The sequence below is a fragment of the Turicibacter sp. St.80E1 genome (genome assembly GCF_059728495.1).
This window is the reverse complement of the sequence record NZ_AP039386.1, coordinates 1,129,734-1,142,889: the sequence shown is the minus strand read 5'-3', so window position 1 is coordinate 1,142,889 and position 13,156 is coordinate 1,129,734. Positions and strand designations below refer to the sequence as shown.

At 37.8% G+C, this 13,156-nt stretch carries 10 protein-coding genes; 2 read left to right on the top strand and 8 right to left on the bottom strand.

Annotation, left to right across the window (positions count from 1 at the left end; translation table 11 throughout):
- Positions 1-6: 6 nt before the first annotated feature.
- Positions 7-1,299: a Na+/H+ antiporter NhaC family protein gene (locus AC6I0I_RS05565; RefSeq protein WP_161832485.1), complete on the bottom strand. Its 1,293-nt coding sequence runs from the start codon at positions 1,297-1,299 to the stop codon at positions 7-9.
- 327 nt (positions 1,300-1,626) lie between these two features.
- Between AC6I0I_RS05565 and AC6I0I_RS05560 the strand changes: the two genes are divergently transcribed.
- On the top strand, positions 1,627-2,256 hold the full coding sequence (locus AC6I0I_RS05560) for an HD domain-containing protein (protein WP_262953958.1): 630 nt from the start codon (positions 1,627-1,629) through the stop codon (positions 2,254-2,256).
- Positions 2,257-2,422: 166 nt separating this feature from the next.
- On the opposite strand, the gene AC6I0I_RS05555 is transcribed toward AC6I0I_RS05560, so the two are convergent.
- A complete protein-coding gene (locus AC6I0I_RS05555; protein WP_262953957.1) occupies positions 2,423-3,253 on the bottom strand; it encodes an energy-coupling factor transporter transmembrane component T family protein in 831 nt (276 codons plus the stop codon).
- 2 nt (positions 3,254-3,255) lie between these two features.
- Positions 3,256-4,953 carry an ABC transporter ATP-binding protein gene (locus AC6I0I_RS05550; protein ID WP_262953956.1) on the bottom strand — a complete coding sequence of 566 codons (1,698 nt, stop codon included), beginning with the start codon at positions 4,951-4,953 and terminating at the stop codon, positions 3,256-3,258.
- Between the two features lie 409 nt (positions 4,954-5,362).
- Here AC6I0I_RS05550 and AC6I0I_RS05545 point away from each other — a divergent pair, with 409 nt between their 5' ends.
- On the top strand, positions 5,363-6,655 hold the full coding sequence (locus tag AC6I0I_RS05545) for an ISL3 family transposase (protein WP_497993661.1): 1,293 nt from the start codon (positions 5,363-5,365) through the stop codon (positions 6,653-6,655).
- A gap of 114 nt (positions 6,656-6,769) precedes the next feature.
- Here AC6I0I_RS05545 and AC6I0I_RS05540 read toward each other — a convergent pair whose 3' ends face one another.
- The 5 genes from AC6I0I_RS05540 to AC6I0I_RS05520 all read right to left on the bottom strand — a co-directional run bounded on the left by AC6I0I_RS05540 (position 6,770) and on the right by AC6I0I_RS05520 (position 12,552).
- The gene (locus AC6I0I_RS05540) at positions 6,770-7,324 is read right to left on the bottom strand and encodes an ECF-type riboflavin transporter substrate-binding protein (protein ID WP_262953934.1); all 555 of its coding nucleotides are present in this window, start codon (positions 7,322-7,324) and stop codon (positions 6,770-6,772) included.
- 164 nt (positions 7,325-7,488) lie between these two features.
- Entirely contained in the window at positions 7,489-8,712 is a 1,224-nt protein-coding gene (locus AC6I0I_RS05535; protein ID WP_262953935.1) for a BaiN/RdsA family NAD(P)/FAD-dependent oxidoreductase, read from the bottom strand.
- 106 nt (positions 8,713-8,818) lie between these two features.
- Positions 8,819-9,442: a zinc dependent phospholipase C family protein gene (locus AC6I0I_RS05530; protein ID WP_161832491.1), complete on the bottom strand. Its 624-nt coding sequence runs from the start codon at positions 9,440-9,442 to the stop codon at positions 8,819-8,821.
- Position 9,443: 1 nt separating this feature from the next.
- Positions 9,444-10,454: a hypothetical protein gene (locus AC6I0I_RS05525; RefSeq protein WP_262953936.1), complete on the bottom strand. Its 1,011-nt coding sequence runs from the start codon at positions 10,452-10,454 to the stop codon at positions 9,444-9,446.
- A 361-nt stretch (positions 10,455-10,815) separates the two neighbouring features.
- Positions 10,816-12,552: a tetratricopeptide repeat-containing glycosyltransferase family 2 protein gene (locus tag AC6I0I_RS05520; protein WP_262953937.1), complete on the bottom strand. Its 1,737-nt coding sequence runs from the start codon at positions 12,550-12,552 to the stop codon at positions 10,816-10,818.
- Positions 12,553-13,156: the final 604 nt, after the last annotated feature.

The window sequence follows — 13,156 nt, the reverse complement described above, 5'->3', positions numbered from 1 at the left end:
AACGCTTTATTTTTTTAATTTTGGAAATCCGAAAATAATCGCCAAAATTCCGAATACACCCATTAGCATTGGATAATGAACATATTTTACAATTTCCATCGGAGAAATAGCTGCAAGACCTGCCGCCCCTAAAATTTGCGCTCCATACGGAATAAGCCCTTGCCAACACGATGAAAAAATATCAAGTAAGCTTGCACTACGACGCGGATCAATTTCATACTCCTCAGCAATTTCCTTTGCCAATGGTCCTGCCATGACAATGGCAATCGTATTATTCGCTGTTGCTAAATCCATCACACTCACGAGCGTTGCAATACCAAATTCTGCTCCTTTTTTAGAGCGAACGCGTGATTTGATCAAATACAATAAATAATCAATTCCACCATGATGTTTAATGAGTTCTAACACACCACCTACAACTAAACAAAGTAAGGCTAACTCCTGCATCCCCGCCATTCCCTGTGAAATAGCGTCAATGAATTGTTGTAACGTCAAGGCATGTGTCATAAATCCAATCACCCCTGCGAGGGCCACTCCGCTTCCAAGTAAAATAAAGACATTGATTCCCATTAAAGCCCCAACTAAAATACATAAATATGGAACAACCTTTAACCACTCAATTTGATACACAGCATCCAGCGTAACCTCATACTGTGAGGTTAACGCCAGTAAAATAATCAGGGCTAAAATCGCAGCGGGTAAAACAATTAAAAAGTTAACTTTAAACTTATCTCTTAATTCACACCCTTGCGTTCTCACCGCCGCAATTGTCGTATCTGAAATAATAGATAAATTATCTCCAAACATTCCACCACCGACGATGGCTCCAACGACAAGTGCAACATCAATTCCCGTTGCCTGCGCAACACCAAGTCCAACAGGCGTTAAAGCCGTGATCGTTCCAACCGATGTTCCCATAGAAACGGAGATAAATCCTGCAATAATGAATAGTCCAACCACCACTAAATGAGGTGGAAGCAACGATAAGCTTAATTGTACAGTCGCATCAACGCCCCCCATCGCTTTGGCCACACCGGAAAATGCGCCCGCCAATAAAAAAATCATGACCATCATCATAATACTTTCTTGGCCAGCACCCTTACAAAATATACCTACCTTTTCATGAAACGACTGTTGACGATTCATGACGAACGCGGCAATTGACGAGAATAAAAATGCTACAAGAACGGGCATCGAGTAGAAATCTCCTGTCATGATTCCGCTTCCAATGAATAAAATTAAAAAGAGACCAAGTGGCAATAACGCCCATGGATTTCCTTTCCTTTGATCTGATTTCATCACTTTCCTCCTCCTAAGGTTCTAAACCTTTCCTACCAATCTACGCTTCCTTTATCAGACAATGGAATATGAATTAAGAGTGAGAGACGTTTAAAAAAGGAATCTAAACCTGTTTACCTTGTAAACGATTTAGCTAGACCATCCTTTGTCTTGCACATCCTCTATATCGAATCTTTCAGTTGCCATATGAAATGTAGAAAGCACTTCTGTTTATATGGTTTATATATAGTTTACTGATGAGTGTATTTTTTGTCAACATTTGCACCTTAAGTTTCGAAGCGTTTGTCCCATATTTTAAAAACATATGAAGAAAGGAGTATCGATTTTATGAGCATTAAACAAACTATCTTAGGTCGCCTTCATCAAGTGAATCGAGAGGGAATACACGAACTGATCCATTTTTTAACCCAAGAAAGTGATTATTTTACGGCACCAGCGAGTGTCAAAGGACACGGTAACTATCCCCATGGACTTTCCATTCACTGTCATAACGTAGTAGAATTATTACTACAAAAAAATGAGATGTTTCATCTCGGACTTTCACGTGAAACCATCTATTTAGCCGGCTATCTCCATGATCTATGTAAGGTTAACGTCTTTCATCCGACACTCAAGCTTAAAACTAATCAAAAGGGAGAGCGTGAATGTTATTTTACTTACGAGTATATCGACGAACTACCGCTTGGACACGGTGAAAAAAGCGTCATGATAGCCCAGCAATATATTCGACTCACAATTGAAGAAATCATGCTCATTCGATGGCACTCTGGACCGCATACGATATGTGACAACACTTACCGTTACGATCAAGTGCTTAAGCTTTATCCTAGCGTCAAAGCCATTTACACGGCCGATGAAGAAGCAGCAACATTTTTAGAGAAGGTAAAAGACGCCCCCACTTTTCAAATCAGCGTCTTCTATAATTGGAAGAAGAATGGCGTCCTCCCAAAAGTATAAGAAATTCTAAGGTAGAAGAAGAAGGCGTTTTAACGCGTTCATTTAACCGACTCGTTATATCTTTATAAAATACTAAAAACCACTCGTCTGCGGGAGTGGTTTTTAGTATTTTATAAAAATTAGTCCCCCTTCTAAGCGCAGGACAACATGACTTGAATAGATCAACCTAAAGAAATGGATTATAAAAACGTGAACCATTAGAAAACGTAATCCATAAAAAGAGAATCATCAGTCCCCCCATTCCTAAAAGGGCAAATCCATCCTGTTTTCGAAACGGGCGTTCACTATAAAACGTCCGTTTTTTATACTTTCCAAATGAACGTAACTCCATGGCGTAACTAATCGTTTCTATTCGATCAAGGCTTGTTAACACAAGAGGCATTAAAATAGCTCCCATATTTTTAAGACGCTTTAATAATTTTTCATTTCGTGATAAATCAATCCCGCGTGCTTGCTGGGCCTGTGAAATCTCAATAAAATCCCGTTGAATATCTGGAATATAACGCATAGCAATCGCAACGGAATACGCAATTTTGTAACTCACTCCAATCTTATTGAGGGAAGCCGCAAACTCGCTTGGATGCGTCGTTGCTAAAAAAATCAACCCAATTGGAATAATTGTTAAGTACTTTAAGGTCATATTGAACTGATAAAACAACTGTTCCCACGTCAGCGTATACGGTCCGATTAGTTTTACCAGATCATGTCGGGTATGATAAATATGAACCCCCTCATAAGGAGAGAACAAAAAAACGGCTAGATTATTAATCACTAAAAAAGCTAAAATAAAGTAAAACACAAAGGCAATCTCTTTAAAATCGATTCTTGAAATCTTAAACATTAAATAGCTTAAAAAAAGCATGACCATTAACACACGCGTATCGTAACTTAACATCGCTGTCATCGACCACATTAGAAAACAAAGGAGTTTCGTACTTCCCGTCAACCGATGAATCCACGAGTCTTTCTCAATATAAGCGAGTAATTTTGGACTCAAGCTTATCTCCCTCCTTTCTCATGGGTAATAAATTTATAAATAAAGGCTTCTGGATCGACACCAGTCGCGTTAGCCAATTCATAAAGAGAGGTTTGTTTTAAATGAGCCGCCTCTATTAACGCCGGATCACTCATCACCTGATAAGTGGGTGCATCACCAATTAAACGTCCCTCAGCCATCACAAGCGCACGGGTTGTATATTCAAGCATCAGATGCATATCATGTGTAATCATTAAAATCGTCATTCCACGCTCATTGAGCGTTTTTAAAAATTCCATGATTTCAGTGTAATGCTTTAAGTCTTGCCCAGCAGTTGGTTCATCCAAAATTAAAATATCTGGATTTAAGACTAGAATTGCAGCAATACTAACCCGCTTCTTTTGTCCGAAACTCAAAGCGGAAATCGGCCAATTGCGGAAAGGATACAACCCACAAATTTTTAATGTCTCATAAACTCGACGCTTGATTTCCTCCTGATCAACGCCTCTTGCGACAAGTCCAAATGCCACCTCATCAAAAACCATGGTTTTTGAAATCATTTGTCCAGGGTTTTGCATCACCAGACCAATTTTACTTGCACGTTCTTTAATCGTCGCCTGGGTTAAATCTTCGCCCTTAAACCAAATGTGACCGGATGATGGTTGGTAGAACCCACTAATAAGTTTAGAAAGGGTCGATTTCCCTGCTCCATTTCGCCCAACCAAACTGACCATTTCCCCACGGTGAATTTCAAATGAGACTTGATTTAGCACCTGATGCGTCGGTGAATAGCCAAAACTTACCTCATCAAAAGATAAAATAACGTCAGAATGCTCTCGCCCAATCGGTGCTGTTGTTGTTTCAAACCAATCTTTTAATCGATCGATACATCCCGTTAAATCCATGGTGGATAGAGACTGTGGATTCATCGATTCATGAATCTCACAACCTGCTTCTTTTAGCGCACTTATATAAAGCGGTTCTCGAATCATCACCTCTTGAAGCAAGGGAGAAGCCAATAATTGATTAGGCGTTAAATCTCCTACAATTTCCCCATGATTCATCACAATAATACGATCAACCTTCTGCGAAAGAACATCTTCTAACCGGTGCTCAATCATGACAATGGTCTTATTTGTTCGTTGGTGGATTTCCTCAATAAGGGCCATCGTTTTCACTCCAGTTGCTGGATCTAGACTCGCTAACGGCTCATCAAATAATAAAATATCAATGTCATCGACCATCACACCAGCAAGCGTCACCCGTTGCTTTTGTCCTCCTGAAAGTTCATGAGGAGAGGCTGACAATTGAGTATCTACATCGACAAGCTCAGCAACTTGTTGAACCATTTGCTCCATTTGTTTCTTATTGACGTTTAAATTTTCTAATTTAAACGCAATATCTTCTCCGACTGTCAACCCAATAAATTGGTCATCTGGATTTTGTAATACCGTTCCCACAACCATTGATCGTTCAAAAATGGATTGCGTAAGGGCATTTTGTCCTTTAATTTTAAAAGATCCCGTTGTTTCTCCACGGTATACATGAGGAATTAACCCATTAATGCAATGAGCCAACGTACTTTTTCCTGATCCCGATGGCCCAACGATCAGGACTTTTTCACCTTCATAAATCGTTAACTGAATATGCTTAAGGGTTGGACATGATTGGACATGGTACTGAAAGCTAAAATTTTCAAATTCAATCATCGGTTTTTTCATCCGTCCCATCCTTTCTCTCGACTCTAACAACTACATTTAACATCTCTATAAACCATAGATTTTTACCATAAAAGAATAAACGATACACTAAATCAAAAAGAACGCCCGTTTAATTAGCGTCAACCTTCATATTATAACACACCTTTGTCGAATAACACATAATTTTGTTCTTTAAATGCGTGAAACATGGATTTTAAAAAACCATGATAACTATCATCATGGTCAAATGCTTCCTCCTTTAATCACGATTTAACCTTTTAACATAAAAAAAGGGTTCTATAATTTTTGGTGTGGGTGGGATTACTCACACCTTTTTGATTGCCATAAATATTGAGACAAAAAAAAGAGACATAGTCCCCAAAATCCTATACAATGTAATCGGCTAAAACAACACGAAAGGATTGGTTTTATGTCTCATACTAATTGTATCTCAACTTTACTTGATTTAAAAGATAAAAATATTACTTTTTCAGAAAATTGTATCCAGGAAACTCAGATTAAGAATGTTCGTTCTAAACTTATTTTAGGGACTCTTTCTTTTCAACCGACTCATTGCTACCACTGTGGTCATTCTTTTGACTCAAATATCATTAAACACGGCTTCAAAACTTCACGTATTAAGCTAGTCAAAATTTCCGGATTTGATGCTTATCTAGACTTAAAAAAACAACGTTATAAATGCCGTCATTGTGACCGAACATTTACCCTAGAAACATCTCTTGTTAACCCTAATTGTTTTATTTCCACTCCCGTAAAACAAGCCATCTTTTTAGAAGCTAGTCATAAGAAATCCGAAACAGATATTGCACGTGAGCTTAACGTTTCTCATTCAACCGTTAACCGCGTCATTCATTCTTCCTATGAAGAACAGCCGCTTCCCTTTAATTCTCTCCCAAAAGTTCTTTGTTTTGACGAGTTTAAGTCGGTTAAATCGGCCGAGGGAGCAATGTCCTTCATTTTTTGTGATGCGTCCAATGGAAAGCTAATTGATATCGTTGAAGACCGTCGCTTAAGTACACTAAGGACTTATTTTATGCGATTTTCTAAAGCAGCTCGTGAAGGTGTAACCCACGTCGTCATTGACATGTACGCCCCTTATATGACACTCATTAAAGAGGTATTCCCTAAGGCTAAGATTGTTTTAGATAAATTTCATATCGTTCAACTAGTCTCTCGTGCTCTTAATAAAACACGCATTCGTTTCATGAATCAAAATAAAGAGTTTTATAATAAATTCAAACATTATTGGCGACTTCTCTTAAAAGCCCAAGAAGATCTTAATGCCACTCATTACTTCTATTCCAACTGCTTCAAAAAGATGATCTCTCAACAAGAAATTATTGACTTTTTATTAGCCCTAGACCCTGAACTAAAGGAGACTTATGATTTCTACCAAACTGTCCAACAGGCTATTAAACTTCGTAACCTTGAAATATTTCATCATGCCATTCAACATCCCTCTGACCTGCTTTCACACGAAATGAAAACAGCTTTAAAAACACTCACTCATTATCAAGATTATGTCAAAAATACTATCGAAACTCCCTATACAAATGGAGTACTTGAAGGAATTAACAACAATATCAAAGTCATTAAGCGAATCGCTTTTGGATACCGTAGTTTCTACCATTTCAAAGCAAGAATTTTGATTATTCATAAATACACTTTTGAACAAAAAAAGAAGAGGAATCAAACCATCTAAAGAATAGCCTAATTCCTCCCGATTATATGTATAGATTTTATTCACCCACACTATTTGACAAAGAACCAAAAAAAGTGATCCTTTCTTGAAGAATGAATCACTTTGTACTGATGGCTAATCTTCCATCGTTAGACTTCCCTTTTTTACCCGCGTCTTCGCATAAGCATTCACTAAAAGCGAACCTAAAATTCCAACCGTTATCATATTCGCACATCCGGCTACCATCCCTTGTAGATAAACTTTATCCAAAGGTTCAGCATAAATAAGTACATCAAGCGTTGGGGCGACTAAAAACCACCCAACAATATTAGCCATAATTTGCGCCCCATTAAAAAGGATTAGCTCTTTTAACCCAAAATAACCATCCTCAATTTTGAGCAAACGGGATGCCAATCCAAGAACTAGGCCAATCATCGCTGAGGCGATAATCCAACTGAACCAAGGGGACCCAAAAATAAGAACATCCTTTAAAAAATGGCCGATGAATCCCGTCGCAAAACCAGCAAGGGGACCATAAAGCACCGCAATCAATGCTAAAACAGCATAAGCTGTTTCTAAACTTGTATTTGGAATTCCTGAAGGGATGGATGCAAATCGAGAAAGCACAACAAAAATTGCCGCGCCAATCCCAATCGCAACCACGGTTTTAATGGAATGAGTTTTTTTCATATTGGTAACTCCTTTTAAACGACAAATTTCTCCATCTCTATATCAACATCACTATTATTCTACCTTTTAGCTAATCTATGATATAAGAAACTTTTTAAAACTTATCTTTAAGTATAGCTATCCCCTTTTGTTCTGTCAATGCTATCTCACCGAACTTAGGGTGTTTACTGTTCACTAATGGCCTTTGCCGCCAAATAGGCCATCGACATCGCTGCCTGAATATTATATCCACCAGTGTCACCGTCAATATCTAGCACTTCCCCGACAAAGTATAAATTGCTAATCTTTTTCGACTCCATCGTTTTTGGCTTAATTTCTTTAAGGGATACCCCTCCCGTTGTCACCATTGCCACATGGTACCCACCGAGTTCCTTAACTTCCATCTCATATTCGGTGAGTGTTGTCAATAACTTTTGTCGCGTTGCTTTCGTTAACTCCGCACACTTCAGCTCTTCGCCTATTCCACATAATTCAAGAACTTTATCCGCAAAACGCTTCGTTAATGGAAGGTCACGTACCACGGTTTTTACGAGTGTCTTCTTTCCTTCACTTAATCGTTTCGTTAATTTGCTTCTAAACAACTCAATTGAATCGGCTCCAACAAAGTTACACTTAATCACATCCCCCGCTTGCATATAACGCGAGTAATTAATAATGCCTGGTCCTGAGACCCCTGAATGCGTCAATAAGAAGTCCCCTTGATAAGCTCCTAACTTCTTACCTCCACGCCAATGCGTGTATGATAACGCTTCAAACGACGTTCCTGACAAATCAGACCATTCATAATTCTTGACTTTAAGTGGCGTTAACGCCGGTTTCGTTGGAATGATTTTATGGCCAAATCGCTTCGCGAAGACATAACCATCTCCCGTTGAACCGGTATGCGGATAACTAAGCCCACCCGTTGCCACAACGACGACGCGACTCTCAAAGCACTCCTTTGAAGTCCTCACCATAAAAGTCTCATCGTTCTTTAACACCTCTTCGACAGCTTGCTCATAAAGAATCTCAATCCCTCGTCGCTCACATTCAGAAAGCAAGACACGGAGCACATCTTGCGATTTCAATGATTTTGGAAAAACCTTTCCCTTGTCCGTCGTCACAAATTCTAATCCTCTTTTTCTAAAGAAGGAGAGCAACTCCTCATTAGAAAAAGCGAGGAGCGCCTGCTTTAAAAAACGGGCGTTCTCACCATAACATGTTAAAAAATGAGCCATATCTCCTGCTTGTGTAATATTACATTTCCCAGCACCGGCCATCAACAGTTTTCGACCACATGATTTATTTTTTTCTAAAAGGGCAATTCGCTGACCTTTTTTAGCACATTCAATAGCGGTAAATAATCCAGCGGGTCCGCCACCTATCACGATCACATCATAATGTTTCAAGCATCTATCCTCCACCGACATTTGACTTTTTTTATCAACAAAATTTGATGAAATTAGTTTATCATGCACCATCCCTTTATGCAAGAAAAAAACCTAAGCGGGATACTTAGGTTTTTTCAAAAAAGGTAACTAATTGGTCTAAAAGATCCTCGCAAACACGATGAACGTCATTCAAAGAAAGCACATCGAGCGCTTCTAGGTCTCGTTGATTGACTAAATCCTGGGTTAAAACCTTATCCTTCCAACCCATTAGCTCCTGTGAAGTCAATAATGGCATCGCCCATTCGGCAGAATCGATTTCCATAAACCGTTGACGAATTTCATCAATCCACGTTGCTTGAGATAAAACACGTCGATCCAACTGATCCATATCATGATAATAATGTTCATACAGCAGTGACTTTGGCATCTGATCTTTATACGCATGAAAATAAGGGGCATAAACCTGATCACGCCATACATAGTCCGTGTACAAATGAATCAAATAACCCATTAAGAAATCAGCGGGCGAATCTTGAAGCAGTTGGCGGGCCTCCTGCAATGCATACTCATAACTCACGCTTGTCTCTTCATAAAAATGCGTTTTCGCCTTATCCGCCCATGTTTGTTTCAAACGTCTATGAATCGCATCCGGACTAATCACACCAAGCACCAGAGCAGATGAAAGTGGCCGATTCATTAAGCGGCAAAGCTTTACTAATACATCCAAATGAATAATTGGGGATGGCATCCTATCGCCTCTTTTCCTCACTTAATTCAATGGCCGTCACCACCGATACAAAATAATCCTCTAATGCCTGCGAAGTTTCTTTTGGATATAACGTCATCCAATCATAATATAGGAGGGCCCGCTGACTTTTATGCGTTAAATAAGTAAGTGGTTCTTCTAACGCACCAAATTTTTCAGCAAGATATGCACTAAAGGCTACTTTTAAACTATAAGCGACATACCCGTCCAACGTCCGATGGATTGATTTTACTAATTTATATTGTTTCGCAAGCTCTTTATTTTTTCTCAACCTTCTTAGCAATGGTTTTAGCACAGGTTCTACCATGACTGGATTCATCCAACACTCAAGTAGGGAATGGATAAAGGCCGATTGATCAAGACGTAACGACCCAACCACAACATCCCCGACTTTCACCACAAATGAATTGACATTAAAACTTAACAAATAAATGCGTTGCCCTGATAAAAAAGGCGTATGAAATTCCGCATTGACTTTATCAAGCAGTGCCATGACATCCGTTCCTTGTTCATACGTTCGTATTTTATCATTAATTTGTGGCAGGCGCTTTTCAAGCCAAAAACGTTTAAAATTAACGCGCTCTAGCTCAGCTACAATCATCATAAGGGCCCCTAGTAACTCCTGGGCATCCTTAGCCACAAATTTTTTATAGGCTTTCGGCGCCTTCTCATAATCAGGTGATTTTTTATAAGAAGAAATTAAATAGCGATGCCCTTCTAATAACTCCGTCATTTGAAAATTCTCAAAATCCTGATCAGCTAAAATCAGCGGAAGAACAAGTTCAGATACCATTTTATTTTTAGGCAAAACTTTCTGAATACGCTTAATCTCCTCTTTCGCATAATCGCTTAAACAGTCCTCGAAATAATGTAAACATACTTCATCTTCGTCTGTTGTCAATACCGATGGTGGACCCGCTAATAACTCTAAAAAATAGACGAGGTCTAATAAATACGATGGTATAATCTCTAACACCTTTAAATGCTCATTCATGACGCCATCCCCCTAAAAAGTCTCTTATCCCTTTTATTGTATCATAATCTTTACAGAAAAGTGAATTCTAAAATATGAAATGATGAATATAAAAAAGTTTCAGTTATGTTTAATGTTTAACTTTCATAACTTAAAAATCATTATATCCCATTCCATCAACACGTTATTCTTTTTTTCGTACGAAGACTAAGTTAATTCTAAAAAAATTACCCCGTAGCTTCTGTATTATCAAATCTCTACCTATGAATCGCTGAGAAATTATTAAGATAAGGTTCACAGGCAACTCTCATTTACTCTCCCACTCTACTTAAAAGGACCCTTCTTAGATATGAGGACGGAAACAGATAAGTCTTTTAATTAGTTACTTTCTCTGCCACTTTTCTAGCAATTGAATCATTGAGATATTCAGTTCCCCTCCCTGAATAAAATATGCGGCCAATTGTGGTTGAATGCGACAATACGCTTGATATTTCAAATAAACCTGAATAAGCTCTAACCGTTGATTGGTGGTTAAAATTGGTGATATAATCTGTTCAATTTGGTCAATCCACTCCTCTTTTGACCCAAGTAAAAGTTCCTCAATTAAATAATACATAGTCCTCCACCCCTCTTCTGTTAGTGGCGTGACTTCTCGTTTCTCTAAATGGTTATTTATTTCATAGTAAACAGAAGAATAAGATAAGCTTAAAACACTATAATCTTGATTTTTAGTCATAAGATACATTAAATAATAATAGCGTTCCACTGTTTTAAAACAATCAAACGGGATATACTGTTTAAAAAAACGGTCACTTTCCTCATAGTTTCCGCGATAAAATTGATTTTTTCCGTATAAATAAATCAATTGTGAACTTCTTTCTAGAGGACGACTTTTCTCTAAATAACTTTGGGCAAGCTCATAACACTTTTGTTTCATCAACAAATCAATCAACAATACTTGATAACTCACCTGGGTTTGAGGTAAATAGGCCTCTAATTCCCGTGCCAATTCTTTATCCGTCATCCCCATTTTACTTAAGCAGGCGGCGATGGAATATAGAATTTTATATTGACTAGAATCAAGCATTAAATACTTCTTATAGTGATCAAGCGCTAACTCGTAATCATCATAGCGCCCGTAAAGAGTTGCCAATTTTAAATGAGGCCATAACCCCTCCGATGCACTCGCAAACTCAAACTGCACATCAGGTTTTCCAAGTTTTAAGCAAGCTTCATAACTTCGAATCGCTTTTGTTATAAATCCTAATCGCTCTTCAAGCGTGCCTTTAATAAACATTAAATAAGTAAAATGAGGGTATATTTTAATCCCCTCATTTGCTGCCGCTAATGCCTCTTTTTCTTGATGATTCGTAAGGAGTGTATTTATCCTAAAAATCATTAATTTAGGCATATATCCTTGTTGAGGGCTCGTCACCGCGTATGCTTTATTGTAGTATTCAATTGCTTCCTCATAACGCTTTAATTGAACAAGTTCATTTGCATAATTAAATTGATGAAACGGATTATTTGGATCTTTTTTTAGTAACTCCTCCAAAATGGCCTTATTTCGTAACGGTTTATTTTTAGCTTTAACGACCTCTTTCAAATACCCTGTATGATAAAATCCAATCTCTGAAAATTGTGAGTTCACACTCTGATCGGTCACCAATTGTTCATGAATTGCTCCTTTATAGTAAAACCCTTTATCTCGCCGAAAGAGGCGATGGTTTAAATTAATAACACAACTTTGAGGACTATTATCCTCCGTAAAACTGAGCGTTTTGATATAGTAACTATCTACATTTTTTTCACATATAGCTGACTGAAATAACATACGATCACTTTCTCTTAAATATTCATCGGCATCTAACACAAGAATCCAATCTTGAGTTGCAAAGGAAAGCGAGTAGTTACGCGCCTTAGCAAAATCATTCTCCCATTGATAATATTTAATAATAGCGTGATATTTTTGAGCGATTTCGATGGTCCGGTCAGTTGACCCTGTATCCACAATCACAACTTCACTGACCAACTCTTGCATACTCATCAAACATTTCTCTAAACAAGCTTCCTCATTCTTAACAATCATACATAAACTCACAGAAGGCTTTATTTCCATCCAAACACCTCCACCCTAATACTTCCTAGTTTTTTACCCAGGTATCCTCCTTTTATCATATGCTGTCACAATTAAAATGGTTATTATTTCACGTATATAACAAATTACCGACATAAATCACTAAAAATTTAGAAGAAAATTAATTTCTTTAGTGTTAAATATGACGCAACGAAAAGACTCTAAGAGAAGTGTCTTTTTGAAATTTATGGGCAACGAGAAATAATTTAGCTTGGATAAACCTCTACCACTCGTGCACAATATAGTCCTAAAAATTTATTTAATCCTTCTATTTTAACTAACTTTCTTTAACTTCTTTTTTGAACACATATCCATACACCGTGTGGTCTCCTTTAAGGTTTGATGACTTTAGAATTATCATTACTTCATATTTACCTTTCCTTTATATTCTTTTGCAGGGTAACACGTTTTATCCCGGATGTTTTAACCCTAAATGATTCCCATTACCCCATTTCCTCTTAATCATAAAAAATAAAACTCATAGAATATTAACCTAATTACCGGCATATTTCCTACGAGTTTTATAGTACTCAAAGCTATAATGGAATTCACGACGCCATTATAGCCTTTAACTCTATGTAATACT